This is a genomic window from Streptomyces sp. NPDC039430, from assembly GCF_055639435.1.
The window spans coordinates 262,543-288,728 of record NZ_JBVKAK010000002.1 but is presented as its reverse complement, the minus strand read 5'-3'; the positions used below and the strand labels follow the sequence as shown (position 1 = coordinate 288,728).

Below are 26,186 nucleotides of genomic sequence, written 5' to 3'. Positions count from 1 at the left end.
CCGGGCAACTAAGCCCGCGTTTCACCCGTCTAGCTCACAGAACGCGTCTTCCGGACGGCGCGGTTGAGGGAAAAAGGATGGGGGGACGGAACGGGATGAGACACGCACACATAGGCCGTAACGGCGCTGTGGCGGCGGGCATCACCGCGCTGGTGGTCCCACTGACCGTGGTGCTGGGCGGGGCCTCGCCCGCACAGGCGGCGTCGTGCACCACCAGCACGGGCACGCATCAGAAGCAGGTCGAGAAGTTCCTCGGCCGGCCGGTGGACGGAAAACAATCGGCCACGGACTGCAAGGCCATCCGCGCCTTCCAGTCGAAGCACGGCATCACCCCGACCATCGGCTACGCCGGACCCATCACCTGGGGCGTGATGGATCTGATGAACAAGCAGAAGGCCGCGGGCAAGACCCCCAACAAGGCGGGCAAGTGCCCGACCAACAAGGGCCGCATCGCCTGCGTCGACCTCTCCCGCCAGCTGAGCTGGATCCAGGACGGCAAGAAACTCGTCTACGGACCGGTGCCGGTGCGCACCGGGCGGGACGGCTACGAGACCAGGACCGGGCTCAAGAAGGTCTACTGGCGGAACAAGAACCACGTCTCCACGATCTACGACGTGCCCATGCCCTACGCCCAGTTCTTCGACGGCGGGCAGGCCTTCCACCAGGCGAACCTGAGCATGTGGAACCCGCCCGGTTCGCACGGCTGCGTGAACATGACCAAGACGGTCGCCGCGAAGTACTGGTCGCTGCTGAAGAACGGCGACGATGTCTACGTTTACGGCCGTAAACCCGGAACCTGAGCGCATTGTCAGTGCCCTGCGGTAGCTTCCGTGAGACCGGTCTCACAGACTGGTCTCAAGGGGGCGACTGGGGTGACGCGATGAGTGATCTTGCAGCAACAGAGGACCTGGACACCCGGCTGGAGAAGCACCGCACGGAGCTGACCGGCTACTGCTACCGGATGCTGGGGTCGGCCTTCGAGGCCGAGGACGCCGTACAGGACACGATGGTGCGCGCGTGGAAGAGCTTCGAGAAGTTCGAGGGCCGCTCCTCGCTCCGGTCGTGGCTCTACCGCATCGCGACGAACGTATGCCTGGACATGCTCAACGCGGGCAGTCGGCGGGCCCGGCCGATGGATCTGTCGGGCCCGACGCCGGTGGCCCAGGCGCAGCTCACCGCGCGTCCGGAGAACGTCTGGCTGGAGCCCGTGCCGGACGGCCGGGTGCTGCCTTCGGTGGCCGATCCGGCCGAGACGGCGGTGTCGCGCGAGACGATCCGGCTGGCGTTCGTCGCGGCGCTCCAGCATCTGCCGCCGAAGCAGCGGGCCGTGCTGATCCTGCGCGAGGTGCTGGCGTGGAAGGCGAGCGAGGTCGCCGAGCTGCTCGATACGACGGTCGCCTCCGTCAACAGCGCGCTCCAGCGGGCGCGCGCGACGATCGCCGAATCGGAGCCGGCCGCGACGGACGCGGCCGATCCGCTCGACGAGGAGCAGAAGGAACTGCTCGAACGGTACGTGACGGCCTTCGAGGGCTACGACATGAAGGCGCTGACCGCGCTGCTCCATGACGACGCGAAGTTCACCATGCCGCCGTACGACCTGTGGCTCCAGGGCCACGACGACATCACCGGCTTCATGCTCACCATCGGCGCGGGCTGCCGGGGTTCACGGCTCCTGCCCACGGTGGCCAACGGCACCCCGGCCTTCGCGCACTACAAGCCGGCCGAGTCGGGCGACGGCTTCACGCCGTGGGCGCTTCAGGTCATCGAGATCGAGGACGGCAAGATCGTCACGATGCACTGCTTCCTGGACACGGAGCGGTGGTTCCCGCTGTTCGGCCTGCCGGCGGGGCTGGAGAAGGCATAGGCCCCCGCCACTGGAGCCGCCCCGCCGACGCGGCTGCACCACGTCGGCGGGGCGGTACGCCCAGGGCCGGGACGGCTCGCAGTACACCCCCGGCCCGTCAGCCGCCGGACCGTCAGCGCCGAGCGGTCAACGCCGGGCCGTCAGCCCGGAGCCGTCAGCCCGGCTCCCCTCTTTCTCCTTCTCTCGCGCGTCAGCCCACCAGCCGTTCTGGCAGACCCGGCCCTGGGGGTCGGTGGCTCCCTCGGCGTAGTCACCGAAGCCCTCGATCTCTCCGTTCGGGCCCTGGCCCCAGCTGGAGTAGTAGTAACGACATTTGTGCGCCGCCGCGTTGGGCGCGGCCTGAGCCACGGAAACAACGGCGAGACCGGCACCGACCACACAGACGGCGACCAGCGCGGCACGCGTGAACGCTCGCATGTCGAGCACCTTTCCGTCATGGGGCACGTGACCCGCGCCCCGGAAGGATGCCCTTCCCGCCACAGGGCGTCTCCCCACGGCCCCCACCGCGAACCACCTGATCAACCGGTGCGCCACGCACCTATGGCCGTTGCCCGCTAACCCGCCATGTCACCCAGGCCCACGAGATCCAGCAGCAGCCGCAACTCCCGTCCGGCGCCCCGCAAGCGGAGCCGGCAGCCGCGTCTGCGGGCGTCGAGCCGGAGTCTGGCGAGCACCTCGACCGCCGCCAGGTTCGGCCGGACGAGACCGCCGACCTCGCAGATCACCTCGGCCGCGCCGAAGTCGTCGGGCCGCGCGGCCAGTTCCCCGTACAGCCGCTCGTACAGCTCCTCATGGAACCGGGGCACATCGGCCGGCGTGAGGTGGCCGGCGATGACGAGGACGATCGGTTTCGTGGCATCCACACGGGGGAGACCGGTCCGGCGGCCGGAACTCATCGCAGCGGTCCGGGCACACCCCGTACGCTGCCGGGCATGACCCGTGATCCTTTCGAATTGGTGATCTTCGACTGCGACGGCGTGCTGGTGGACAGCGAGCGGATATCCGTACGGATCGACGCCCAGGTCTTCGCCGCGCTGGGCTGCCACTTCACGGAGGAGGAGATCATCGCGACATTCGTCGGCTCCTCGGGAGAGGTCTTCGACGCGGCCGTCGAGGAGCGGCTCGGGCGCCCGCTGGAGCCTGGGTGGTACCGCGCGTACGAGCATCTCTACCAGGAGGCGTTCGACGCCGGGCTGACGGCGGTGGACGGGATCGCCGAGGTGCTGGAGGCGCTGCCCATCCCCTTCTGCCTCGCGTCGAACGGCGGCCATGACGGGATCCGCCGCAATCTGACGACCACCGGTCTCCACGACTACTTCACGGGCCGTGTCTTCAGCGCCGCCGACGTCGCCCGTGGCAAACCCGCCCCGGATCTCTTCCTGCACGCGGCCCGCACCCTGGGCGTGGACCCGGCGCGCTGCGCGGTGGTGGAGGACAGCCCGTACGGCGTCGAGGCGGCACGGGCCGCCGGAATGCGCGCCTTCGGTTACGCGGGCGGCCTGACGGCCCCGCACCGGCTGACCGGCCCCGGCACGGTCGTCTTCGACGACATGCGGGAACTGCCGGGGCTGCTGGCGGGGCGGTCGGTCAGCTGATCCCCGTCAGCTGACGGGGAACTCCGTTGTGTCGATGGTGAGATCGAACGGGGGCGGCGGCGTCAGCTTGCCGCCGTATTCGACCGACTGAAGCATGCGGTATGTGCCGCCAGCGGCCCCCGGCCGCGGGCCGCAGGTCAGGCGATACGTTCCCGCACCACCGGCGCCGCCTTGAACGCCGTGTCGGACGCCTCGATGTCGTACGCGCCCGCCAGCGCGCCCAGCGCGTAGTCGAACTTCTCCGGGGTGTCCGTGTGCAGCGTCAGCAGGGGCTGGCCCGCCGTGACCCGGTCGCCCGGCTTGGCGTGGAGTTCGACGCCCGCGCCCGCCTGGACCGGGTCCTCCTTGCGGGCGCGGCCCGCGCCCAGGCGCCAGGCGGCGACGCCCACGCCGTACGCGTCCAGGCGGGTCAGGACGCCGGTGGCCGGGGCCGCCACCACCTGGGTCTCGCGGGCGACCGGGAGCGTCGCGTCCGGGTCGCCGCCCTGCGCGGCGATCATGCGGCGCCAGACGTCCATCGCCGAGCCGTCCGCCAGCGCCTTCGCCGGGTCCGCGTCCTTCAGACCCGCCGCGTCGAGCATCTCGCGCGCCAGGGCGAGGGTCAGTTCGAGGACATCGGCCGGGCCGCCGCCCGCCAGGACCTCGACGGACTCGCGTACCTCCAGGGCGTTGCCCGCGGTGAGGCCGAGCGGGGTGTCCATGTCGGTGAGCAGGGCGACGGTCCGTACGCCGTGGTCGGTGCCCAGTCCCACCATCGTGGAGGCGAGTTCACGGGCGTCCTCGATCGTCTTCATGAAGGCGCCGGAGCCGACCTTGACGTCCAGGACCAGCGAGCCGGTGCCCTCGGCGATCTTCTTCGACATGATCGAGGAGGCGATCAGCGGGATGGCCTCGACGGTGCCGGTCACATCGCGCAGCGCGTACAGCTTCTTGTCCGCGGGGGCCAGTCCGTCGCCCGCCGCGCAGATGACGGCGCCGGTGGTGTCCAGGACGTGCAGCATCTCGTCGTTGGAGAGCAGCGCCCGCCAGCCGGGGATGGACTCCAGCTTGTCGAGCGTGCCGCCGGTGTGGCCGAGGCCCCGGCCGCTGAGCTGCGGTACGGCGGCGCCGCACGCGGCGACCAGCGGGGCGAGCGGCAGCGTGATCTTGTCGCCGACGCCGCCCGTGGAGTGCTTGTCGGCCGTGGGGCGGGACAGCGCGGAGAAGTCCATGCGCTCGCCGGAGGCGATCATGGCCGCGGTCCAGCGCGCGATCTCCGTACGGTTCATGCCGTTGAGCAGGATCGCCATCGCCAGCGCCGACATCTGCTCGTCGGCGACCTCGCCGCGCGTATAGGCGTCGATCACCCAGTCGATCTGCTCGGGGCTCAGCTCGCCCCGGTCCCGCTTGGTGCGGATGACGGAGATGACGTCCATGGTGGTCCTTTCGATGACTGCCGTACGTAGGCGAGGGTATCCCGGAGTCTCTACGCGCATAGATCGGAGGTGGTGCGGCCCCTCCGCCGCCGGGTCGGTCGCGGCGGCGGAAGAGCCGGGTTCAGGAGGTTTCTCACGCCCGGAGGGAGGGTGCGTACGCCCGGAGGGAGGGGCGTACGCCCTGCGGGCCGTGGCCCGTGGTCAGTTCAGGTGGCCGGGGCCGAACGCCTGCGGCAGCATCTCGGCCATCGTGCGGAAGCCGTCCGGGGTCTCCAGGACCAGCTCCGGGCCGCCGAACTCGTACAGCAGCTGGCGGCAGCGCCCGCACGGCACCAGCACCTCGCCCGCGCCGTCGACGCAGGTGAAGTGGGTGAGCCGGCCGCCGCCGCTGAGCTGGAGCGCCGAGACCAGACCGCATTCGGCACACAGCCCGATGCCGTACGAGGCGTTCTCGACATTGCAGCCGGTGATCGTACGGCCGTCGTCCACCAGGGCCGCGACCCCGACCGGGTACTTCGAGTACGGGGCGTAGGCGTGGGTCATGGCGGCGCGGGCGGAGGCCCGCAGCGCGTCCCAGTCCACCGCCGGTCCGGCCGGTGCGGTCATTTTCCTTGCCCCTTCCGGTACGGCATCCCGTCCGCCTTGGGCATCCTGAGCCGTTGCGCGGAGAGCGCGAGGACCAGCAGCGTCGTGACGTACGGGGCGGCGTCCACGAACTGGCTCGGCACCTGGTCGGTCAGCCCGTACCAGGCGAAGAGCAGCGCCGAGACGGCCGCCGAGATCACCGCGGAGACGTACTTCTTCTTGTACAGCTGCCACGCTACGACCAGCACGAGCAGGATCGCGAGCAGAAGCAGCATGGCGTGGACGTTCTCGGCGCCGCCGCGCAGCTTGAGGCTGTCGGTGAAGCCGAAGAGCCCGGCGCCGAGGGCCATGCCGCCCGGCATCCAGTTGCCGAAGATCATCGCGGCGAGACCGATGTAGCCGCGGCCGCCGGTCTGGCCCTCCTGGTAGATGCCGGTGGCGACGATCGCGAGGAAGGCGCCGGCGAGACCCGCGAGACCGCCGGAGACGGTGACGGCGATGTACTTGTACTTGTAGACGTTGACGCCGAGCGACTCCGCGGCGACGGGGTTCTCGCCGCAGGAGCGCAGCCGCAGGCCGAACGCCGTACGCCACAGCACCCACCAGGTGCCGGGGATCAGCAGCAGCGCGACGACGGTGAGCAGCGACAGGTTGGTCACCAGACCGCCGACGACGCCCGCGATGTCGGAGACCAGGAACCAGTGTCTGGCCTGGAGGTCCTGCATCCAGTCGGCGAGTCCGGGGACGGTGATCTCGGTGATGGAGTCGATGCGCGGGGACTGCTTGGAGGAGCCGCCGTCGACCCCGTCGAAGGCGAAGTTGGAGAGATAGCGGGTGGCGCCCACGGCGAGGATGTTGATGGCCACACCGGAGACGATGTGGTTCACGCCGAAGGTGACGGTGACGACGGCGTGCAGCAGACCGCCGAGGCAGCCGCCGAGTATGCCGAACAGGACGCCGACCCACGGACCCCACTGGAAACCGGCCCAGGCGCCGAACCAGGTGCCGAGGATCATCATGCCTTCGAGGCCGATGTTGACGACGCCCGCGCGCTCGGCCCACAGTCCGCCGAGTCCGGCCAGGCCGATGGGGATGGCGAGTTCGAGGGCGCCGGCGACCTGGCCGACGGAGGTGATGTCGTCGGCGCCGCTGATCAGCCGTACGAGCGAGACGAGGGCCAGCGCCCCCGCGACGATCAGCAGGATGACGGGCAGGGAGAGCGTGCGGCGGCCACCGCCCTTCTTGGGGGCGGCGCTGGTGGCTGAGACGGTGCTCGTGCTCGTACTCACAGCGCGGCCCCCTCCTTCTCGGTCTGGTCGTTCTTGGGGCGGGCCTCGGTCGTGAGGGCCCCTCCGGCGGCGAGTTCCGCGCCGACCTTCTGCTGCTGGCGGCGGATTCCGTAGCGGCGGACGAGCTCGTAGCTGACGACGACCGAGATCACGATCAGGCCCTGCATGATCGTGGCGATCTCCTTCTCGTACCCGTACTGGTCGAGGGAGGCCGACGCCTTGTCCAGGAAGGCGATGAGCAGGGCGCTGAAGGCGATGCCCAGCGGGTTGTTCCGGCCGAGCAGGGCGATGGTGATGCCGGTGAAGCCGATGCCGGTCGGGAAGTCGAGGCTGTACGTGTGGGTGTCGCCGAGGAGCGTCGGCATCCCGGCGAGGCCGGCGACCGCGCCCGAGATCAGCATCGAGGTGAGGATCATCTTCTTGGCGTCGACGCCGGAGGCCTGGGCCGCGGTCTCGCTGGCGCCGGTGGCGCGCAGGTCGAAGCCGAAGCGGGTGCGGCCGAGGACGAACCAGTAGATGAGGCCGCAGGCGGCGGCGACGAAGGTGAAGCCGTAGATCTCGCCGGCCTCGGCGCCCATGGACAGGCCGGGGAACCAGCCGGACTCCGGGATCTCGCCGGTGGTCAGGTTGTTGGAGCCGGCCGGCTGGACGCCGAAGTTCTTGGGCAGGATCAGCCAGGCGACGAGGCTGGTGGCGATCGAGTTGAGCATGATCGTGGAGACGACCTCGCTCACCCCGCGGGTGGTCTTGAGGATGCCCGCGATACCGGACCAGAAGGCGCCGACCAGCATCGCGACGATCACGATCAGCGCGATCTGGAGCGGTCCCGGCAGATCGACGCTGGCGCCGACGAGCGCCGCCATCATCGCGGCGAGCCGGTACTGCCCGTCGACCCCGATGTTGAAGAGGTTCATGCGGAAGCCGACGGCGACCGCGAGCGCGGCCAGATAGTACGTGCCGGCCTGGTTGACGATCAGTACCTGGACATCCACGTACGAGGCGGACTCGAACATGATGCGGTACGGCTCGAAGGGGTCGCTGCCCGAGACGAGCAGCACCACGGTGGTGAGGACCACGGCGACGACCAGCGCGAGCACCGGGCCCGCGAAGCCCAGGATCAGCCGGTCCTTGTCGAACTTCTTCATCGGGCGTCGTCCTCCGGTGGTGCCGCTGCGGCCTGTGGTGCCTCCGCCGTGGGCGCGGACTCCGCCGCCGGCTCGGGCTCTGCCTCCAGGTGACCGGTGGCGGCGCCGGTCATGGCCGAGCCCAGTTCCTCCGGAGTGATGGTGGCGGGGTCCGCGTCGGCGACGAGCCGGCCGCGGTACATCACGCGCAGGGTGTCGGAGAGCCCGATCAGTTCGTCCAGGTCCGCGGAGACCAGCAGGACGGCCAGCCCTTCACGGCGGGCCTCCCGGATCTGGTCCCAGATCTGCGCCTGCGCGCCGACATCCACACCGCGGGTCGGGTGGGCGGCGATCAGCAGCTTGGGGCTGTGGCTCATCTCGCGGCCGACGATCAGCTTCTGCTGGTTGCCGCCGGAGAGCGAGGCCGCGGTGACCTCGATACCGGGGGTGCGGACGTCGTACTCGCGCACGATCCGCGTGGTGTCGGCGCGGGCGGCCTTCAGGTCGAGCAGTCCGCCGCGGCTGTTGGGCTTCTCGGTGACATGGCCGAGGATGCGGTTCTCCCAGAGCGGCGCCTCCAGCAGCAGGCCGTGGCGGTGCCGGTCCTCGGGGATGTAGCCGATGCCGTCCTCGCGGCGCTTGCGGGTGGGCGCGTGCGAGATGTCGGCGGTGTCGAGGGCTATCACCCCGCCGTCGGGGTCGCGCAGCCCCATCAGCGCCTCGATCAGCTCGGTCTGCCCGTTGCCCTCGACGCCCGCGATGCCCAGGACCTCGCCCTGGTGGATGGTGAAGGTGATCCCGTCGAGCACCTCGCGTACCGCGCCGTCGGGGTCGGTCGCGGTCAGCCGCAGCCCGTCCACCGTCAGCATCGGTATGTCCGTCACCGTCGACTCGCGGGTCTCCGGCGAGGGCAGCTCACTGCCCACCATCAGCTCGGCGAGCTGCTTGGGGGTGGTGTGCGCGGGGTCGGCGGTGCCCACGGTCGTGCCGCGGCGTATGACGGTGATGTCGTCGGCGACCGACAGCACCTCGCCCAGCTTGTGCGAGATGAAGATGACGGTCAGGCCCTCGGCCTTGAGCTCGCGCAGATTGTCGAAGAGCGCCTCGACCTCCTGCGGCACCAGCACGGCGGTGGGCTCGTCCAGGATCAGGATGCGGGCGCCGCGGTAGAGGACCTTGAGGATCTCCACGCGCTGGCGGTCGGCGACCCCGAGGTCCTCGACGAGCGCGTCGGGGCGTACGCCGAGGCCGTACGCGTCGGAGATCTCCTTGATCTTCTTACGGGCCTTCGCGCCGATGCCGTACAGGCTCTCGCCGCCGAGGACGACGTTCTCCAGGACGGTGAAGTTGTCGGCGAGCATGAAGTGCTGGTGCACCATGCCGATGCCGCGCGCGATGGCGTCGGCGGGGCTGGCGAACGCGGCCTCCGCGCCGTCGACGGTGATGGTGCCCTCGTCCGGCTTCTGCATGCCGTAGAGGATCTTCATCAGGGTCGACTTGCCCGCGCCGTTCTCACCGACCAGGGCGTGGACCGTGCCCTTGCGGATCGTGATGTCGATGTCGTGGTTGGCGACAACGCCGGGGAATCTCTTGGTGATGCCGCGCAGTTCGACTGCGGGGGGACTGCTGGACGGACCGCTGGGCGGGCTGCTGGACGCGTTGATGACGCACTCTCCTTGGCGGGAAAGGAGTGAAGGCGGGGGTGAGTGGCAGGCGGGGTGAAGTTATCGCGCCGGAGGGTCGTCTACACGCGTAGCGCTGCCGAATCGTAAGGCGGGGGGCCGGGAGCGGCCTGGGGGTGACCGGGCGGTGACCGGGTGTTCGTACGCCGGACGCTCGCGCCGGTCGTACGCCGGGCGGTCCCGCGCCGGGCCGTACACGCGGGGGTCGGTGCGCCCGGGGCCCGGGGCGACGGCGTACACCGTCGCTCCGGGCCCGCGGGAGGTACCACCGCGCGGCCGGACAGGGCCGTTACGGCGTGGTCTTGACGGTGATCTTGCCGTCCACGATGTCCTTCTTCGCCTTCTCCACCGCGGCGACCACATCGGTCAGCTTGGTGTAGGCCGGGTTGGAGTCGGCCAGGCCGACGCCGTCCTTGTCCAGGCCGTAGCGGATCTCACCGGACTGCGGCGAGCCGTCCTTGACCGACTTGATCAGGTTGAACACCGAGTCGGCGACGTCCTTGGTGACCGAGGTCAGGATCTGGTCCTTGTAGGCGGCCAGGCCCTTCTGGGCGTACTGGTCGGAGTCGACGCCGATGGCCCACTTGCCGGCCCCCGCGGTGGCCTCGATCGAGCCGGAACCGGCGAGACCGGCGGCGGCGTAGACCACGTCGGCCTTCTTGTCGAGCTGTCCCTGCGCGGCGGCCTTGCCCAGGTCGGGCTTGGAGAAGCCGTCGAAGTTCGGGGGCTGCGTCAGGTACTGCGAGAGGACCTTGACCGACGGGTCGGTCTCCTTGACGCCCTGCGCGAAGCCGGCCTCGAACTTCTTGATCAGCGGGGTCTCGACACCGCCGATGAAGCCGACCGTCTTGGACTTGGTGACCTTGGCGGCGGCGACGCCGGCGAGGTACGAGCCCTGCTCCTCGTTGAAGACCATGTTGGCGATGTTCTTGCCGGTCACCGAGGAGTCGTCGATGATGCCGAAGGTGGTCTTCGGGAACTTCGGCGCGACCTTCTTGATGGCCGGCGCGTACGCGAAACCGACGCCGATCACGGGGTTGTTGCCGGAGCGGGCCAGCTCGGTCAGCCGCTGGACCTTGTCGGCGTCCGACTCGCCCTCGGAGGGCTCGGCGGCGCTGCCCTTTATCTTCAGCTCGGTCTCGGCCCTGGACAGACCGGCGAAGGCGGCGTCGTTGAACGACTGGTCACCGCGGCCACCGATGTCGTAGGCGATGGCGGCGCCGGCTTCCTTGGAGTCGGAACCGGCGTCCGACGACGACTTGTTGCCACACGCGGTGGCGGTGAGCGCGAGTGCCGCTGACGCGACACCCACGGTGGCGATCCTGGTGATCCGGCGCAAGGGAGGCTCCTTCAACCTGACCGAAGCGCCTCGGCTGGCGCTGGTTTCGCGGCGATCGTAACGCGCGTAGATGTCAGATAAAGACCCGTACGGAAGCCGTTATCGGATCGTCGCGAACGGAGGGCGAGCCGAAGGTGTCAACGCCGGTTACAAACGGTTGCCGTCGATCAACGCGGCGGCCGTGAAAAGCTCCACGCCGACCTGGATCGCCTGCTCGTCGACGTCGAAATCGCCACGATGCAGGTCGTACCGGGCCTGGCTGCCCGGCGTCCGTACGCCGAGCCGCGCCATCGCGCCGGGCACCTGTTCCAGATACCAGGAGAAGTCCTCTCCGCCGAGGCTCTGCTCGGTGTCCTCGATTGCGTACGATCCGCGGCGCGCGGTCTGCGCGGCGCGCAGCAGCTCCGCGACGACCGGGTCGTTGACCACCGGCGGCACACCGCGGACGTACTCGATCTGCGACTTGGCGCGGTGGAGCGTGGCGATCTCGTCGATCGCGGCGTGCACCAGGTCCGGTGCGTCGCGCCAGGCGGCCAGGTCCAGGCAGCGGACGGTGCCGGACAGCTCGGCGTGCTGCGGGATGACATTGCAGGTATGGCCGGAAGCGATCCGTCCCCAGGTGACGGAGAGCCCGGAGCGGGCGTCGACCCGGCGGGCGAGCAGCGCGGGGACATCGGTGGCCACCCTGGCGGCGGCGGTGACCATGTCGGTCGTCAGATGGGGGCGCGCGGTGTGGCCGCCGGGGCCGTCGAGGCTGATCTCCAGCCGGTCGCAGGCGGAGGTGATGGGGCCGGAACGCAGTCCGATCAGCCCGGCGTCGACCTTGGGGTCGCAGTGCACGGCGATGATGCCGCCGACGCCGTCGAGGACGCCGGACTCGATGGCGTCGACGGCACCGCCCGGCAGTACTTCCTCGGCGGGCTGGAAGATCAGCCGTACGGCGTTGGGCAGCTGCCCCTGCCGGTCGAGTTCGGCCAGAACCAGTCCGGCGCCGAGCACGGCGGTGGTATGGACGTCATGCCCGCAGGCGTGCGCCCGGTCGGGCACGGTGGAGCGGTACGGGACGCCGGTCTTGGTGTCCGGGATGGGCAGCGCGTCGATGTCGGCGCGCAGGGCCAGCATGGGGCGGGCGGGGTCGGGCGTCCCGATGTCACACATGAGCCCGGTGCCGCAGTTGAGCACCCGCGGCACGAGACCGGCCTGCTCAAGCCGGTGCTTGAGCGCGGCGGTGGTACGGAATTCCTGGTTGCCCAGCTCGGGATGCATATGCATGTCCCGGCGGAAGGCGATCAGCTCGGCACGGAGGGTTTCGGGCAACGTGCCGGGCAGCGCGGCTTCCGCTTCCGCGGGCAGGTCGTTCTCGGATTCGCAGGACATCAACTGGCTCACCTGTTGAAGACTAGGCCCCTTCAGTGATCAACCAGCCCTGGATCAAGAAAATTTCAGCCACACAGGCCAAGAAACCGAGTTCCGGCGTGCATGAGGCGCGGACAGAGCGGGTATACCGCGCCATCCTCGCGATCCGCGCGGCGCCGGCCGGCGATCGGGCAGGTGCGGATCGCCCGATCGTCATGGACGGTCACAGGTCATCGGGCAGGATCCGGACATGGGTGTACCGGCCGCCGAGCCGTCGGACCGTCCGGACGTCACGGAGGTCCCGGGTCAGGACCGCGTCCGTGTCGTACTCGGCCGCCGGGGCGACGTTCACGGCGGTGCAGGTTGTGCACCACCCGCGTGGGCCGGCTCGGGCCGCGTCCGTGGACGCGGTCCGGGCCGGAGCGGCGGGCGCGGGTCAGGCCGGGGAGGGCAGTCTCGGGAGGCGGTGGATGTCGCGGGCCGTGCCCGTCACGCCCGACAGGAAGCCCTGGGCGCGCGGGCTGGCCGTTTCCTTCAGCCATTCCGGGGCGATGTCGCAGACCGCGACGCGTACGCCCGTCCCCGCCAGGGCCAGGGGCAGGGTGTGGACCACCGTGGAGGGGAAGCTCAGGACCGTGCTGCCGATCGGGCCGCGGCGGGCGATCACTTCCAGGGGGAGGTCCGGGCGGACGATCTCCAGGCCCGTGACCGTGTGGAGGCGGTGCAGCTTGTCCACGTCCTCGCGGCGGTGCGCGAAGTAGCGGGTGGCGCCGTGGGTGCGGGCGAGGGCCGTGACCGCCTCGATGTACTGGTCCGCGTCGACCACGCCCGTCTCGACCAGCGATGTGCCGACCATGTCCGCGCCCGCGGCTATCCGGGGCGGCCCGAAGGTGGCCCGGGTCCACTCGAAGCGGTTGGCGGTCACCGTGATGCCGGCCGGGATCTCCTCGACGGGCATCGAGGTGAAGACCTCGACCGTGCGGCCGTCCGACGGGGAGAGCCGGCGCCGCGCGGCCGCGGTGACGGGCGCGAGGACCAGTTCCCGCGGCCCGCGGCTGCCGCGCCGGTGCCAGCGCACCAGCCGTTCGCCGCGGGCGATCTGCCCGATGAACTCCAGCGTGGCCGTGCCGTCGTCCACCACCGTCAGCGCCTTGCCGCTGACCAGGGTCAGCAGCAGTTGTACGTAGCGGGAGAACGGGTCTCCGATGACTATCCGGCCGGTCTTGCGGAGCAGCGGGGTCAGTTCCCGCAGCGTCCGCAGGGGCGCCCCCGCACCACCGCGCGCCTCTTGCCAGCGCACGGTGAAACCCTCGTCACGGGCCAGCTCCGCCATCCGGCGGAGCTGGCCGCGCGACATGGGATCGGTGGGCGACAGCACGACGACGGTGAGGGCGTCACCGGTCGCGCTGGCTCGCGCCCACTCCAGCACATTGAGCAGCTGGACCGGGCTCTCCACGAATGCGATCGCGTCGGCGTTCCCGTCGGCGCTGCCGCCGACGGTCGCACGAGGGTGCGGGGAGCGGCCCCCGCCGGCACCGGTCATGGCGTCAGACCGCCACCGGCTCGGTGGCCTCGGCGACGACGCCCGCGACGCGGCGGAGCTTCTTCATCGGGCCGAGCTCCGACTCGTAGACCTTCTTGACACCGTCACCGAGGGACGCCTCGATGGTGCGGATGTCGCGGACGAGGCGCTGGAGGCCCTGCGGCTCGACGGAGGCGGCCTGGTCCGAGCCCCACATGGCGCGGTCGAGGGTGATGTGACGCTCGACGAAGACGGCGCCGAGGGCGACGGCGGCGAGGGTGGTCTGGAGACCGGTCTCGTGGCCGCTGTAGCCGATCGGGACGTTCGGGAACTCGGCCTGGAGCGTGTTGATCACGCGCAGGTTCAGCTCCTCGGCCTTGGCCGGGTACGTCGACGTGGCGTGGCAGAGCAGGATGTTGTCGCTGCCCAGGACCTCGACCGCGTGCCGGATCTGCTTCGGCGTCGACATGCCGGTGGAGAGGATGACCGTACGGCCGGTGGCGCGCAGGGCGCGCAGCAGCTCGTCGTCGGTGAGGGAGGCGGAGGCCACCTTGTGGGCGGGCAGGTCGAACTTCTCCAGGAAGGCGACGGCCTCGGTGTCCCACGGGGAGGCGAACCAGTCGATGCCGCGCTTCTTGCAGTGCTCGTCGATGGAGCGGTACTCGTCCTCGCCGAACTCGACGCGGTGGCGGTAGTCGATGTACGTCATCCGGCCCCAGGGGGTGTCCCGCTCGATGTCCCACTGGTCGCGGGGGGTGCAGATCTCCGGGGTGCGCTTCTGGAACTTGACGGCGTCGCAGCCGGCGTCGGCGGCGGCGTCGATCAGGGCCAGGGCGTTGTCCAGCTCGCCGTTGTGGTTGATGCCGATCTCACCCGTGACGTAGACCGGGCGGCCGGGTCCCGCGGTCCGCGTGCCGAGGGTGCGCAGGCGCGAGGTGGAGTTGGTGCTCATGGAGCGTCCTTACTTGTTGAGGGTGGGGGTGTGGGGGGTCTGGAGCCCCGGCCCGAGGATCCAGGCGGCGATCTCGCGGATCGCCCCCTCGCCTCCGGGTGTCGTGGTGACGGCACGCGCGGCGGCGCGTACGGCGTCATGGGCACTCGCGACGGCCACCGGCCAGCCGACGAGTCCGAAGCACGGGAGGTCGTTGACGTCGTTGCCGACGTAGAGAACCCGCTCGGGCGCGATTCCGTGCTCGTCGCACCACTGCTTGAGCGCGACGTCCTTGCGGTCGATGCCGTGCAGCACCGGCACCTGGAGCTTGCGGGCGCGGGCGGCGACGACCGGGTTCTGTTCGGTGGAGAGGATGAGCAGCTTCAGTTCGCTGCGGCGCAGCGCGGCGATGCCGAGCCCGTCGCCGCGGTGCACGGCGACCATCTCGCGGCCGTCCGAGTCGACGAAGACCTTGTCGTCGGTCTGGGTGCCGTCGAAGTCGAGGACGACCGCGTCGATGTCGTCGTACGTCGGCAGGACGGCCGGGTCGAGGAGCGGGGCGAGCGCGCGGGCGCGGGCCAGGTCGTGCGGGTCGTCGATCTCCAGGACCCGGGCGGGGTCGGTGGTGACGAGCGCGGTGTGGCCGAAGAAGCGGTGGTTGGCCTCGCGGAAGCCCTCGGCGCGCATCGCGTAGGCGGCGCCGGTCTCCAGGTACTCCTGGGGGCGGTCCTGGCGGCGCGGCCGGTTCGACTTGTCGTGGTTGACGCCGTAGCCGCCGGAGGCCCCGGCGTCGGCGCTGCCCGCGCTGTCCCGGCGCCAGATGAAGCCGTGGGTCGGCGCGACGGTCAGCGCGCTGTCCGCGCCGTCCTCGGTGACCGCTCCCGCGACGCCGTCCAGGTCCTCGGCCGTGATGAACGGGCTGGTGCACTGGACGAGCAGGACGACCTCGGCGGTCTTGCCGCGCATCGCGCCGTAGGCGTCCATCGCGTGCAGGACGGCGGCCTCGCTGGTCGCGGTGTCCCCCGCGATCGCGGCGGGGCGCAGCACGACCTCGGCGCCGGCGGAGCGCGCCGCGTCGGCGATGGCCGCGTCGTCGGTCGAGACGACGACGTCGGTCACGCGCCGGGCCGCCAGGCAGGCGCGGACGGCGCGCACGACGAGCGGTACGCCGCCGACGGGGGCGAGGTTCTTGGCGGGTACGCCCTTGGATCCGCCGCGTGCGGGGATCACCGCGAGGACGGTCATCTGTTCTCCTTGGTCCGCGGATCGGTCTTCCGCGGCTCGTTCATCTGCGGCTCGGTCATGCGCGGCCCGTTCGGCCGCGGTGGGTGGTGTGGCCGGGTCCTGTGCCGGCGACGGCCCGGTCACAGCTCGCCCATGCGGCGGATGACGGGCGCCACGCGCTGCACGCCGTGGCGGTAGGCGCCGCGCGCGGCGCCCCGTACGGCCTCGCGCACCACGCGCCTGACCCCGCGGACATCGCCCTCTGAGGCCCGCGACGGCAGTGGAGTCCCGTCCACGGCCAGGTGGTAGCGGGCGAGCAGCGGCGGCAGGTATCCGGGCGCGGTGGTGGCCGTGTAGTACGGGCTGATCTCGGGCAGGTCCGGTCCGTCGAGCAGCCCGGCCACCCGCTGCCGGGCGCCGTCGAAGGCCGACGCGTACGATCCGTCGGCGGCGACGCCCTGCCGGTCGCACCAGACCGCGTCGGGGCGCGGGCGCCCGCCGCCGTCCAGCTGGTCCCAGGACGCCAGACAGCCCGAGCCGATGAAGTGGTGGTTGCCGAGCGGCTCGCGGACGCCGAAGTCGGTGAGGATCGCGGTCGGGATGCGCCGGTGCAGGGATTCGAGCGCGGCCGTCGAGGAGACGGTGACCAGCAGGTCCGTACGGTCCAGGACCTCGCCCATGTTCCCGTACACCATGCGGAAGTTGGGCGGCAGGCCGCCGGGCACCTTCTCGGCGAGGCGCTGGTACGGGAACTCCTCCACGTGCGTGGTGTGCTCGCCCGGCTTGCTGCGCAGCTTCAGCAGCACCTCGCGGCGCGGGTGGAGCCTGGCGTGCTCGACGAGGCGCCGCAGCAGATACGTACGGTCGGCGCGGCTCGCCGGTACGGAGGGCTGGGCGGCGAAGACGACGGTGTCGCGGCCCTCCTCGGGGACGTACCGCTCACCGCCGAGGAAGGGCAGCGCGGCCTCGGTGACCGAGGAGGCGTCGGCGCCCACGCCCTCGTAGACGGCGCGGAAGCGCTGCGCGTCGTAGCGCGAGTTGGCGAGGACGACATCCGCGCCGTGCCGCAGCAGCAGCCCGTCCGAGAGCTTCTCGTAGACGACTCCGACGTAGCCGGTGACGATCACGGGCCGGTGCGCCATCTTGAGGGCGGCTATCCCGTGCAGCATCGCCTGTACGGCGCCGCCGACGAGGGCGAGGACGACCATGTCGTACGACTCCTCGCGGAGCGTGCGCAGGAAGTCGGTGCCGGTCACCTCACGCAGGGCGTCCGCTTCCGCGCCGACCTCGGCGAGCTGTCTCGCGGTGGGCGTGGCTCGTCCGCGCAGGAGAAAGCCGCTGAGCTCTATGGAGCGGTCGTCCGGCGCGATGCGGCGCGCGGTGAGCGCGCCCCACTTCCACCGGGTGTCGGAGTCGGCGAGCACGGCGACCCGGACCGCTTGACCGCTGATACGTGATGGCACGACGTGGACGTTAGAAAGCCATTCCGTTTGTCGCCCCAACTCAATGGCAATAAAGGGTTAACAGCACATCTACGAATGGCGACGCGGGCCCGGAACGGACAGAAAACGGCCGGGATGCGGGCGGCTTCACCATTCCGCCATTCTTCGTTCACCTTCCATGCGTCCGGATGTCAGGCGGCATGACTCGGCTCCGCCTAGCGTCACGCAGGTGGTCAAGCTCTCTGTTGTCGTGCCGTTCTACAACGTGCAGACATACGCCCTCGAAACCCTTAGAAGCCTGCGCGCGAACAGCCGCGAGGACTTCCAGTTCCTTCTTGTCGACGACTGTTCGACCGACGGGACCCCGGAGATCCTCGAACAGGCGGCGCGCGACCTTCCGGGGGCGGTCCTCCTCAGACACGAACAGAACGGGGGGCTGGCCACCGCGCGCAATACGGGTCTGGACGCCGCGGACGGGGAGTACGTCACCTTCCTCGACGGGGACGACTGGGTGGCGCCCGGCTACTACGAGCAGGTGCTCGCCTCCATGGAGAGGCTGGGCTGCGACTTCGTCCGTACCGACCACGTCCAGTTCACGGCCAGGGCCAGGACGATCCACCGCGTCCCGGTCGGCCGGCGCGACGAGGTGCTGTCGCCCCGCGACGCGATCCTGCCCGCCGACCGCTCCACCTCGGTCGACTATCCGTACGCCTGGGCGGGCATGTACCACCGCAGGCTCGTCGACCGCGGCCTCGTGCACTTCACGGACGGACTGCGGACCGCCGAGGACCGGCCCTGGATCTGGCGGCTGCACCGCGAGGCGGAGTCCTTCGCCGTGCTCGGACTGCTCGGGACCTTCTACCGGCGCGGGGTCGCCTCGTCGCTCACCCAGATCGGCGACGTACGGCAGCTCGATTTCATCCGCGCCTTCGACCAGGTCATCGAGGAGACCGCGAAAGACGCGGAAGCGGACCGCTTCCTGCTGAAGGCCGTGCGCACCTACTGCGCGATCATTTCCCACCATCTGGCGTCGAAAGAGCGATTCGAACCGGCCGTGGCGCGGCAATTGCGCGCGATGAGCGCCGCCGCTCTGAAACGACTGCCTCAGGACGTCTTGAAGGAAGCGCTGGATTCGATGGACCTGGACCGCTCGGCCCGGCTGCGCCGCCTGCGAAGGCGGCCCCTGACCGCCGGGAAGGCGGCAGCGTGATGGCGTCGTCGTCCCTCTTCCCGAGCGCGTCCGCGGCCGCGCGTACGACGCAGGTCTTCTGCGCTTCCACGCTCTACGGAGCGGCCACCCTGGCCGCCGCGATCGACGCCGGGCTCTTCCCCGCGGCCCACCGCCGGCTGCTGGTCGTCTGCAACAACGCGGGCTCGCCCGAGCTGACGCCCTCGGTCGACGAGATGCCGGGCTTCGAGCAGCTGCGCGACCGGTTCGACGACCTCGTGTCGTGGAACGAGACGATCGCGCCGTTCCACCCGGGCAGCTGGTCCCCGCGCGCAGACGACGTACCCCTCTGGGAACGCCATCTGCGGCTGGCCTGGCGGCTCGGGGACGACGACGTACGGCTGATCGTCGAGTCGATCCAGGTCAACCCGGCGCTCGCGATCGCGCAGATCTTCACCGGCGCGCCCATCGAGGTGTACGCGGACGGGCTGATGAGCTACGGGCCCACCCGCTCGAAGATAGAACCGCTGGTCGGCGAGCGGGTGCGCAGACTGCTGCACCTCGATCTCGTACCGGGGCTCAAGCCGCTCCTCCTCACCGAGTTCGGTGTCGGCCCCGAGCTGGTGCCGACGGACGCCTTCCTGCGCGTGCTGGACGAACTCACCGACGCCGAGCGGAACTTCGACACACCGTCCGAGCCCCCGGCGCTGCTCCTCGGCCAGTACCTCTCCGCGCTCGGGATCCTCTCCGAGCGCGAGGAGGAGGAACTGCACATCCGGATGGTGCGGGGCGCGGTCGCCAAGGGCCACACCCAGGTGGTCTTCAAGCCGCATCCCACGGCCCCGGCCGCCTGGTCGCGGCAGCTGGAGCAGGAGGCGAAGAAGCTCGGCGCCGACCTGACCATCCTGGACAGCCCGGTGCTCGCCGAGGTGCTCTACCGGCGGCTGAAGCCCGCGCTGGTGGTCGGCTGCTTCTCGACGGCGCTGTTCACGGCGTCCGCGTTCTACGGCATCCCGGTGGCGCACACGGGCACGGAGCTGCTGCTGGAGCGGCTCGCCCCGTACCAGAACAGCAACCGCGTGCCGGTGACGATCGTGGACGCGCTGCTGCCGTCGCTGGACGACGACGACTCCGTCACCCACCGGCCGGACCCGCTGATCGCGGACCTGGTCGCGACCGTCGGCTACGCGATGCAGCACCAGATCTACCCGGGGCTGCGCCCCGCGGCGGAGAAGTACCTGTCGGAGCATCTCGACACGCACACCTGGCGCTACTTCAAGCGGCGCCGGCTCACGGCGCTGGCGCTGCCCGGCGCGGTCCCGGCGCAGCTGGCCCGTATCCCGCGCAACGCGACGGCCCGGCGGATGGTGCGGCGGGCGCGGAAGCTGCGGCGGGCGGTGCTGCGGTAGGACTGCGAGGACCCTGGTCGCCGGACGGGACGAGATGCGTCGCCCGTCCGGCGAGGGTCTCCGGCGAGGGCCGGGGGCCGGGGGCCGGGGATCAGGCCGTGCGGTCTTCGGGGGTCTGGGCGGTGGTCCCCAGGATCGCCCGCAGCTCCGCCGCGTTCGCCTGCGTGACCTTCCACAGCTCCCGCTGTCTGCCGTGTACGTCGGCGACGGACGCGGCGTGATCGTCCAGCAGGCCGAGCGCCCGCTCCGTCAGCACCGCCCCGAGGTTCTTGTCATGGACGGAGACGCCCCACTCCGGGCGCTCGATGTCGGACAGGAAGTACGCCATCTTGGGGTGCGAGATCAGGCTGATGATCGGCGTCCCGCAGCCGAACGGGATCATTCCCGCGTGCCCCCGCATCCCGATCACCAGCTTCGTACGGGCGTAGAGGTCGCGGATCTCGTCGTTCCCGGAGTCGTACATCGGGATCACCGGCAGCGAGATGCCGTGCTCGCGCCGTAGATCGAACGCGATCCGCTCGTCGTCCACCGAGTGCGCCACGCACTTCACCTCGGCGTGACCGCCCAGCGCCCGTATCGCCTTGGCCAGTTCGGCGAGGAAATGCCCGTAGTCATGGCCGAAGCGCAGCCCTGCCCGGTCGTAGGCGGCGTTGATCAGGACGGTGTTCTCCCGGTGCGCGGGGTCGGTCCAGCCCTCGACCAGCTGCCGGGTGACGGTGGTCGGGCAGGGCTGGAAGCGCACCTTCTCGTGCAGTTCCGCGGGCAGCAGCGCGCGGACCTTCTCGATCGAGCCGTGGTTGCGGAGCCCGAAGAAGGCGGACCGTTCGACGAGCCGGCGCAGACTCGCGTGGAAGCGTTCGCGCCGGTAGGACTGTCCGTCGAAGGCGTTGAAGCCGACCGCGTACACCATCACGGGCACGTCGATCCGGTCGAGCAGCGCGTCGGGGACGTTCCACTGCCAGGCGCTGTTCCCGTTGGGCGCGGTGTCCGGGATGAACAGCCCGCCGCCCCCGATCACCAGCCCGCGCCGGGCGTTGACCCGCTCCAGCGCGGCTTCGTCGAAGAGCCGGTGCGCGTGGATCGAGTGCCAGCGGCGGGGTCCGGTGTCGGGGCCGAACGTGAGCCGTACGGACTCGGGCAGCAGCTTGTCCCCGGCGTTGCCCTGCTGCGGCATGTAGTACGCGACATGGGCGAGCTGGTCCTCCGCCGCGCCCTCGCGCGGGTGCGGCAGCCCGGCGGGCGCGCCCGCCGTACGGCGCTGCATCTGCCGCGCCCCCCGGTGGGTGGGGTCGGCGGAGAGCCCGTTCATGGCGTGGCGCTGCGCCGTGGTGTCGTCGCCGTGGATCCAGGCGATCTGGGCGAGCCGGGCGAAGGCGGTGGCGGCGCGCTTGGGCGCGGCAGTGGCCAGCAGCAGCTGGGCCTCGGCCTCCTCGTAGCGGGACAGGCTCATCAGGGCGTGCCCGAACACCTCGTGCGGCCATGCCTCGTTCACCGGGATACGGACCGATCCCAGCAGGTCGGCGGCCTCCTGGAACTCGCCCGCGCCGATATGGGCGAGCGCGACGCGGCGGGCGGTCTCGACGTCTCCGGTGCGGGCGACGTGCGGGGTCCCGTAGTGCACGATCAGATCGTGGTGGGGGGTGCCGTTCAGCGCGAGGTAGGCGGCGTGCAACTCGGCGTCGGAGAGGTCGTACGCGCTCCGGTCGTCCTCGGAGTCGCCGATCGGGGCCTCGCCGCCGGGTTCCGGGGCCGTCTCCGCGTGGTCGCGCTGGATGACGAGGGTGTCGCCGGGCGTGAAGGCGACCGCCCCCTCGCGCAGCCGCAGGAGTGCGCCGAGGTCGCCCAGGACGACCGTGCGCGGATCGAGGACGATCACGGTGTCGTACGCGCGGAGCACGGTGGCGTAGTCGCCGGTGCGGAACGCGTCGCCGCGCGGGCCCGTTCCCGCCGGGCGCAGCTCGGCGCGCGGATGGACCGCGTGGATACGGGCGACGGAGGCGGCCGGCAGAGCGGGCCCGCTGTGCAGGACGACGAAGTCCTCGCACACGCCCGGGTTGGACAGGGCGAGGCTGCGCAGCAGGGTCAGGAGGCCGGGCACGTCGTCGTCGCCGCCGACGAGCGCGGCGAAGGCGATACGGCGTTTGCCGGTGAGCGAGTCCGCGCTCTTGGGGCTCGCGGTGATGGGGCTCGCGGTCGCGGGGCTGGGGGTCGCGGCGCTCGGGGGCACAGGGCTCGGAGTCGCGGGGCTGGGGGTCATCTCAGGGAAATCCTCATGTCGTTGACGCTCTGGGCGCGTTCCATGACCCATGCCTTCTCGCTGGTCCGCTCGCGCTCGGAGGTGACGGGTACGCGCATCGCTCCGGGCAGACGGTGGACGCCGCTCTCGTAGAAGTCGAAGCCGAACAGATCGAGCGCCGGGCTGACATCCAGGAAATCAAGGAGCCAGAGGGTGTTGAACCCGCTGGTCGGGACGGAGGGCCAGGCGTCCCAGTCGACCCCGCCGAGATGGCGCAGCGGCCAGCGCACCGACTCGTCGGTCACATACCGCTGGGCGCCGGGCACCAGCCGCTCGCGCAGCGAGTAGCTCCACTTCTCCGCGGACCCGCCGAACACCATGCGCGTCGTCACCGGCCGGTCCCAGTTGAAGCCGTGCTCGTGCGCGGTGGCGTGGAGATCGGTCCGCGTACCGGTGGCGGGCGCGTCGATCCGGTACGAGCTGAACCGTACGACCAGGTCGTACGCGTCGATCTCCGGCCCCAGCGAACCGCGCCCGAGGCTCTCGGAGTTGGCCACCAGACAGACGGACTTGCCCGCGATCAGATTGCGCAGCTCACCGACGCCGATCCAGTCGACCCCGCCGAGGGTGGGATCGGTGAGGGGCGGCCGCATCCGGTTCCTGCGCTGTTCCGCGTAGTGGCCGATGAGTTCGCGCAGCCCGGAGGCGTCGCCGTCGGCGGCGGCGACGCGCAGGTCGAGGTAGTGGCCGACGGCGTTCTGCAACTCCCCGACCGGGTGGCGGTCGCGGCCCATGGCCAGCAGCGCGCCGACGAGTCGCGGCTCGGCCTGCGTACGGTCGCCCTTGTCGTGGAGGCGCAGGCCCTCCTCCCACACGTCCCGCACCTCGGCGGCGGAGGCGGGCGCGGTGGCGAACTCCTCGGCGCGCGGGCACTCGCGGGCGAGCAGCCGGAGCATGTCCTCCTGCTGCCGGGCGGCTGTCCGCAGCCCGGCGAGGCGGGGGGCGACGCCGTACCAGTCGGTCTCGGTGAGCGCGAGGTAGCGCTCGTACGCCTCGACGGCCGCCTGCTCGTCACCGGCGGCCTCCAGGGTCCTGGCCCGCAGCCGCCAGCCGGCCCGGGAGCTGCCGCGCTCGGCCAGGACGGTGGCGCTGATGAGCAGGGCGAGCGCCGGTTCGCCGCCGTCGCCTTCGCCGTCGCGTCCGCCGCCGTCGCCGCACTCCAGGGCCGCGGTCCCGGCGGCGAGCAGCGCGTCGAACAGCTCGTTCCCGGCGGGCTCGGAGGCCGCGGAGGCGTGGGCCGAGGCGTGGACGTCCCGGAGGCGGCGCAGCTTCGCGGCGAGATCGGCGCGTTTGCGGTCGTTCTCGGTACCGGCGGCCGCGAGCCTGTCGCTGTGCACCGCGCAGGCGCGCAGGCACTCCTCCAGCTCTTTCGAGTCCCTGGGAGGCGTACCGTCCGGTGGCGCGGTGGCGGTGCTTCCGGCGTTTCCGCTCCGTCCGCCGCCCCCGCTCCTTCCGTTCCTCGCGTTCTCGGCGTTCTTACCGCCGCGCCATCTCGGCCACAGTCTGCGGGCCTTCGTCATGCTGCTCCCGGCGTCTACTGCCCCACGGACAGATGGTGAGTGGGTGACAGGGTAGGAAATCTCTCCGCCCCGGAGGTGAACTCACACCGTCGGTAAGGGGAACGAAACGCTTCGGACATCAGGGGCTGGTAAGGCGACTCTCCGCGACGGAGCGTGACCGGACAGGGTTCAGGCGTCGGACGGCCGCACGGTGAGGGCGATCCCCGCCACGACCGCCGCGAGGCCGCTCTCGAAGCCCTCCTCGTGATTGCCGAAGATCTCCTCGCCCGCGCCGGCGGCCAGCGGATACGCCGCCAGCCGTTCGGCGCGGGCGGCGAGGTCGATCCCCTCCGCGCCGGTGGCCGTGCCGGTGGCGGTGGCCGCGACCGGGAACATCGACTGTTCCTCGATGACGTAACCGATGGTGTAGCTGTACGCGGTGAACCAGGCGCGCGCCGCCGTCCGCGGGGTGAATCCGGACTCGGTGAGCCCGCGCAGATGGGCGTCCATGGTGACCGCGTAGCCGGTGTCCGTGAAGTGCGTACCGCTGTAGACCTTGGCGCCGTCGCGGTACCGCAGCAGATGACCGCGCAGCCCGCGCATCGCCGCGGTGAGCCCGTCCCGCCAGTCGGGGGCGGCGACGGCGGGCAGGTCGGCCGCCATCCGCCGGAACATCTCGGTCGCCATCTCGTCGAGCAGCGCCTGCTTGTCCTTGAAGTGCCAGTAGAGCGCGGGCGCCTTGACGCCGAGTTCCGCGGCGATGGCGCGCAGGGTCAGCCCTTCGAGGCCCACCTCGTTCAGCAGCCGCAGCGCGGTGCGGGCGACCAGCGTGCGGTCCAGTCGTGTCGTAGCCACCTTGACAATCTAACAGCGTTAAGCACATCCTCGATCTCATGGAACTTAACAACGTTAAGGACGCGGGTGCCGCCGCCGGTCCCGTCGCGGTGGTCGACGTACTGATCGCCGGCGCCGGCCCGACCGGCCTCGCCCTCGCCTGCGATCTGCGGCGGCGCGGGGTCTCCGTACAGGTCGTGGAGCGGGCCGCGCGGCTCTTCCCCGGCTCGCGCGGCAAGGGCGTCCAGCCGCGCACGCTGGAGGTACTGGACGACCTGGGCGTCGTGGAGCGGATGCTCGCGCACGGCGGCCCCGCGCCCGTCGGAATGGTCTGGCTGAATGGTGAGCGGCAGGGCGAGCACCGGATGTTCGAGGAGACGCGGCCGACGGCGGCGGAGCCGTACGCGGGCCCGTGGCTGGTGCCGCAGTGGCGTACGCAGGAGATCCTGTACGCGCGCCTGCGGGAACTGGGCGGGGACGTCGCCTTCGGAACGGCGCTGACCGGCCTCACGCAGGACGCGGACGGGGTGACGGCGGAGCTGTCGGCCGATGCCGGAGCGGCCGGGGTGGCGGCGGCCGGGGTGGCGGCGGCCGGAACAGAAGCGGTCGGCACGGGGGCGGCCGGCGCGGCCCCGGGACGGACCGTTCGCGCGCGGTACGCCGTGGCCGCCGACGGAGGCCGCAGTAGCGTACGGAGCCTCCTCGGCATCGGCATGACCGGCGAGACCGTCGACCCGGCGCCGATGCTCGTCGCGGACGTCCGGATCCCCGCGCTCGACCGGCTGAACTGGCATATCTTCCCCGCCGAGGACGGCTCGTTCCTCGCCGCGTGCCCGCTCCCCGGCACGGCCGACTTCCAGCTGACCGCCCAGTTCAAGGACGGCTCCGCGCCCGACACCTCGGCGGCGGGCGTACGCGCGCTGGTCGCCGCCCGCACGCATCTCGCCGCGTCCGAGGTCACCGACGTGCTCTGGTCCTCGGACTTCCGCCCGCGCGCGGCCCTCGCCGACCGCTTCCGGGACGGCCGGATCTTCCTCGCGGGCGACGCGGCCCATGTCCACTCACCGGCGGGCGGCCAGGGCCTGAACACCAGCGTCCAGGACGCCTACAACCTGGGCTGGAAGCTCGGCCAGGTGCTGCGTCACGATGCCCCGGCGGCCCTGCTCGACACGTACGAACAGGAGCGCCGGCCCGTGGCCGCCGAGATGCTCGGCCTGTCGACCCGTATCCACCGCGGCGAGGCCGGGCGTGGCGCGGCCACCCGCCAACTGGGCCTCGGCTACCGCGAAGGCCCGCTGTCCACGGGCGCGGCGGGCGCCCTGCGCGCCGGCGACCGCGCCCCCGACGGCCCGCTGCCCGACGGCACCACCCTCTTCGACACGCTGCGCGGCCCGCACTTCACCCTGCTCGTGGTGGGCACGGACGCCGAACTCCCGCCGCTGGACCCGGAGCTGGTCCGGGTGCGCGAGCTGGACGCGTACGCCCCGTACGGCAAGGGCGTGTTCCTCGTCCGCCCGGACGGTTACGTGGGGTGGGCGGGCGACGACGCGAGGGGCCTGGCGGAATGGCTGCGGGGGGTGGGGGCATCGGTGGCCCGTTACGCGTGAGACCG

General features: G+C 71.2%; 23 protein-coding genes. 6 read left to right on the top strand and 17 right to left on the bottom strand.

Going from position 1 to position 26,186, the window contains the following annotated elements; genetic code table 11:
• The first annotated feature begins 95 nt into the window (after nucleotides 1-95).
• Together ACZ7LS_RS06290 and ACZ7LS_RS06285 are read left to right on the top strand one after the other, a co-directional pair.
• Nucleotides 96-800, top strand: a complete 705-nt coding sequence (locus tag ACZ7LS_RS06290) for a L,D-transpeptidase family protein (RefSeq protein ID WP_382520693.1) — start codon at nucleotides 96-98, stop codon at nucleotides 798-800.
• 80 nt (nucleotides 801-880) lie between these two features.
• Entirely contained in the window at nucleotides 881-1,864 is a 984-nt protein-coding gene (locus ACZ7LS_RS06285) for a sigma-70 family RNA polymerase sigma factor (protein WP_382520691.1), read from the top strand.
• A gap of 126 nt (nucleotides 1,865-1,990) precedes the next feature.
• On the opposite strand, the gene ACZ7LS_RS06280 is transcribed toward ACZ7LS_RS06285, so the two are convergent.
• The gene (locus ACZ7LS_RS06280) at nucleotides 1,991-2,281 is read right to left on the bottom strand and encodes a hypothetical protein (protein WP_382520689.1); all 291 of its coding nucleotides are present in this window, start codon (nucleotides 2,279-2,281) and stop codon (nucleotides 1,991-1,993) included.
• Between the two features lie 137 nt (nucleotides 2,282-2,418).
• Nucleotides 2,419-2,727, bottom strand: coding sequence for an STAS domain-containing protein (locus ACZ7LS_RS06275; RefSeq protein ID WP_382520687.1), 309 nt, complete (start codon nucleotides 2,725-2,727; stop codon nucleotides 2,419-2,421).
• A 69-nt stretch (nucleotides 2,728-2,796) separates the two neighbouring features.
• On the opposite strand from ACZ7LS_RS06275, the gene ACZ7LS_RS06270 reads away from it, so the two are divergent.
• Nucleotides 2,797-3,459 carry an HAD family hydrolase gene (locus ACZ7LS_RS06270; protein ID WP_382520685.1) on the top strand — a complete coding sequence of 221 codons (663 nt, stop codon included), beginning with the start codon at nucleotides 2,797-2,799 and terminating at the stop codon, nucleotides 3,457-3,459.
• 137 nt (nucleotides 3,460-3,596) lie between these two features.
• Here ACZ7LS_RS06270 and ACZ7LS_RS06265 read toward each other — a convergent pair whose 3' ends face one another.
• The 12 genes from ACZ7LS_RS06265 to ACZ7LS_RS06210 all read right to left on the bottom strand — a co-directional run bounded on the left by ACZ7LS_RS06265 (nucleotide 3,597) and on the right by ACZ7LS_RS06210 (nucleotide 17,389).
• Entirely contained in the window at nucleotides 3,597-4,874 is a 1,278-nt protein-coding gene (locus ACZ7LS_RS06265; protein WP_382969204.1) for a thymidine phosphorylase, read from the bottom strand.
• 201 nt (nucleotides 4,875-5,075) lie between these two features.
• The gene (locus tag ACZ7LS_RS06260) at nucleotides 5,076-5,480 is read right to left on the bottom strand and encodes a cytidine deaminase (protein ID WP_129770704.1); all 405 of its coding nucleotides are present in this window, start codon (nucleotides 5,478-5,480) and stop codon (nucleotides 5,076-5,078) included.
• Complete coding sequence (locus ACZ7LS_RS06255; RefSeq protein WP_385132005.1) at nucleotides 5,477-6,748, bottom strand: ABC transporter permease; 1,272 nt, start codon at nucleotides 6,746-6,748, stop codon at nucleotides 5,477-5,479. Before ACZ7LS_RS06255 ends, ACZ7LS_RS06260 begins: the two co-directional genes overlap by 4 nt.
• Nucleotides 6,745-7,893, bottom strand: coding sequence for an ABC transporter permease (locus tag ACZ7LS_RS06250; protein WP_382520679.1), 1,149 nt, complete (start codon nucleotides 7,891-7,893; stop codon nucleotides 6,745-6,747). The genes ACZ7LS_RS06255 and ACZ7LS_RS06250 overlap by 4 nt, the downstream gene beginning before the upstream one ends.
• Complete coding sequence (locus tag ACZ7LS_RS06245) at nucleotides 7,890-9,536, bottom strand: ABC transporter ATP-binding protein (protein WP_385132190.1); 1,647 nt, start codon at nucleotides 9,534-9,536, stop codon at nucleotides 7,890-7,892. The genes ACZ7LS_RS06250 and ACZ7LS_RS06245 overlap by 4 nt, the downstream gene beginning before the upstream one ends.
• A gap of 307 nt (nucleotides 9,537-9,843) precedes the next feature.
• The gene (locus ACZ7LS_RS06240) at nucleotides 9,844-10,893 is read right to left on the bottom strand and encodes a BMP family lipoprotein (RefSeq protein ID WP_382520677.1); all 1,050 of its coding nucleotides are present in this window, start codon (nucleotides 10,891-10,893) and stop codon (nucleotides 9,844-9,846) included.
• Nucleotides 10,894-11,040: 147 nt separating this feature from the next.
• Complete coding sequence (locus ACZ7LS_RS06235; protein WP_382520734.1) at nucleotides 11,041-12,270, bottom strand: amidohydrolase; 1,230 nt, start codon at nucleotides 12,268-12,270, stop codon at nucleotides 11,041-11,043.
• Between the two features lie 202 nt (nucleotides 12,271-12,472).
• A complete protein-coding gene (locus ACZ7LS_RS06230; protein WP_382520676.1) occupies nucleotides 12,473-12,601 on the bottom strand; it encodes a hypothetical protein in 129 nt (42 codons plus the stop codon).
• An 84-nt stretch (nucleotides 12,602-12,685) separates the two neighbouring features.
• Nucleotides 12,686-13,792: a hypothetical protein gene (locus ACZ7LS_RS06225; RefSeq protein WP_382669295.1), complete on the bottom strand. Its 1,107-nt coding sequence runs from the start codon at nucleotides 13,790-13,792 to the stop codon at nucleotides 12,686-12,688.
• Between the two features lie 4 nt (nucleotides 13,793-13,796).
• Complete coding sequence (locus ACZ7LS_RS06220; RefSeq protein WP_382520672.1) at nucleotides 13,797-14,723, bottom strand: N-acetylneuraminate synthase family protein; 927 nt, start codon at nucleotides 14,721-14,723, stop codon at nucleotides 13,797-13,799.
• 9 nt (nucleotides 14,724-14,732) lie between these two features.
• Nucleotides 14,733-15,947: an acylneuraminate cytidylyltransferase gene (locus ACZ7LS_RS06215; RefSeq protein WP_129770713.1), complete on the bottom strand. Its 1,215-nt coding sequence runs from the start codon at nucleotides 15,945-15,947 to the stop codon at nucleotides 14,733-14,735.
• A 119-nt stretch (nucleotides 15,948-16,066) separates the two neighbouring features.
• Nucleotides 16,067-17,389 (bottom strand): DUF6716 putative glycosyltransferase, encoded by a 1,323-nt coding sequence (locus ACZ7LS_RS06210; protein ID WP_382520670.1) that lies wholly within the window; start codon nucleotides 17,387-17,389, stop codon nucleotides 16,067-16,069.
• Nucleotides 17,390-17,597: 208 nt separating this feature from the next.
• Here ACZ7LS_RS06210 and ACZ7LS_RS06205 point away from each other — a divergent pair, with 208 nt between their 5' ends.
• Together ACZ7LS_RS06205 and ACZ7LS_RS06200 are read left to right on the top strand one after the other, a co-directional pair.
• Nucleotides 17,598-18,578, top strand: coding sequence for a glycosyltransferase family 2 protein (locus ACZ7LS_RS06205; protein WP_382520669.1), 981 nt, complete (start codon nucleotides 17,598-17,600; stop codon nucleotides 18,576-18,578).
• Nucleotides 18,578-19,945: an alpha-2,8-polysialyltransferase family protein gene (locus ACZ7LS_RS06200; protein WP_382520667.1), complete on the top strand. Its 1,368-nt coding sequence runs from the start codon at nucleotides 18,578-18,580 to the stop codon at nucleotides 19,943-19,945. Before ACZ7LS_RS06205 ends, ACZ7LS_RS06200 begins: the two co-directional genes overlap by 1 nt.
• A 91-nt stretch (nucleotides 19,946-20,036) precedes the next feature.
• Here the strand turns inward: ACZ7LS_RS06200 and ACZ7LS_RS06195 are convergent, their stop codons facing one another.
• The 3 genes from ACZ7LS_RS06195 to ACZ7LS_RS06185 form a co-directional block, all read right to left on the bottom strand.
• Entirely contained in the window at nucleotides 20,037-22,202 is a 2,166-nt protein-coding gene (locus ACZ7LS_RS06195; RefSeq protein ID WP_385131998.1) for a polysaccharide pyruvyl transferase family protein, read from the bottom strand.
• Nucleotides 22,199-23,761 (bottom strand): hypothetical protein, encoded by a 1,563-nt coding sequence (locus tag ACZ7LS_RS06190; protein ID WP_382669281.1) that lies wholly within the window; start codon nucleotides 23,759-23,761, stop codon nucleotides 22,199-22,201. Before ACZ7LS_RS06190 ends, ACZ7LS_RS06195 begins: the two co-directional genes overlap by 4 nt.
• A 168-nt stretch (nucleotides 23,762-23,929) precedes the next feature.
• Nucleotides 23,930-24,604 (bottom strand): TetR/AcrR family transcriptional regulator C-terminal domain-containing protein, encoded by a 675-nt coding sequence (locus ACZ7LS_RS06185; protein ID WP_382520732.1) that lies wholly within the window; start codon nucleotides 24,602-24,604, stop codon nucleotides 23,930-23,932.
• A gap of 29 nt (nucleotides 24,605-24,633) precedes the next feature.
• On the opposite strand from ACZ7LS_RS06185, the gene ACZ7LS_RS06180 reads away from it, so the two are divergent.
• Entirely contained in the window at nucleotides 24,634-26,181 is a 1,548-nt protein-coding gene (locus ACZ7LS_RS06180) for an FAD-dependent monooxygenase (RefSeq protein ID WP_385131995.1), read from the top strand.
• Nucleotides 26,182-26,186: the final 5 nt, after the last annotated feature.

What these genes read in the sequence shown, in the direction of transcription:
- ACZ7LS_RS06285 (WP_382520691.1), top strand. Translation starts at nt 881, where the DNA reads ATGAGTGATCTTGCAGCAACAGAGGACCTGGACACCCGGCTGGAGAAG.
- ACZ7LS_RS06200 (WP_382520667.1), top strand. Translation starts at nt 18,578, where the DNA reads ATGGCGTCGTCGTCCCTCTTCCCGAGCGCGTCCGCGGCCGCGCGTACG.
- ACZ7LS_RS06290 (WP_382520693.1), top strand. Translation starts at nt 96, where the DNA reads ATGAGACACGCACACATAGGCCGTAACGGCGCTGTGGCGGCGGGCATC.
- ACZ7LS_RS06265 (WP_382969204.1), bottom strand. Translation starts at nt 4,874, where the DNA reads ATGGACGTCATCTCCGTCATCCGCACCAAGCGGGACCGGGGCGAGCTG.
- ACZ7LS_RS06250 (WP_382520679.1), bottom strand. Translation starts at nt 7,893, where the DNA reads ATGAAGAAGTTCGACAAGGACCGGCTGATCCTGGGCTTCGCGGGCCCG.
- ACZ7LS_RS06260 (WP_129770704.1), bottom strand. Translation starts at nt 5,480, where the DNA reads ATGACCGCACCGGCCGGACCGGCGGTGGACTGGGACGCGCTGCGGGCC.
- ACZ7LS_RS06280 (WP_382520689.1), bottom strand. Translation starts at nt 2,281, where the DNA reads ATGCGAGCGTTCACGCGTGCCGCGCTGGTCGCCGTCTGTGTGGTCGGT.
- ACZ7LS_RS06195 (WP_385131998.1), bottom strand. Translation starts at nt 22,202, where the DNA reads ATGACCCCCAGCCCCGCGACTCCGAGCCCTGTGCCCCCGAGCGCCGCG.
- ACZ7LS_RS06235 (WP_382520734.1), bottom strand. Translation starts at nt 12,270, where the DNA reads ATGTCCTGCGAATCCGAGAACGACCTGCCCGCGGAAGCGGAAGCCGCG.
- ACZ7LS_RS06190 (WP_382669281.1), bottom strand. Translation starts at nt 23,761, where the DNA reads ATGACGAAGGCCCGCAGACTGTGGCCGAGATGGCGCGGCGGTAAGAAC.
- ACZ7LS_RS06225 (WP_382669295.1), bottom strand. Translation starts at nt 13,792, where the DNA reads ATGACCGGTGCCGGCGGGGGCCGCTCCCCGCACCCTCGTGCGACCGTC.
- ACZ7LS_RS06270 (WP_382520685.1), top strand. Translation starts at nt 2,797, where the DNA reads ATGACCCGTGATCCTTTCGAATTGGTGATCTTCGACTGCGACGGCGTG.
- ACZ7LS_RS06180 (WP_385131995.1), top strand. Translation starts at nt 24,634, where the DNA reads ATGGAACTTAACAACGTTAAGGACGCGGGTGCCGCCGCCGGTCCCGTC.
- ACZ7LS_RS06220 (WP_382520672.1), bottom strand. Translation starts at nt 14,723, where the DNA reads ATGAGCACCAACTCCACCTCGCGCCTGCGCACCCTCGGCACGCGGACC.
- ACZ7LS_RS06215 (WP_129770713.1), bottom strand. Translation starts at nt 15,947, where the DNA reads ATGACCGTCCTCGCGGTGATCCCCGCACGCGGCGGATCCAAGGGCGTA.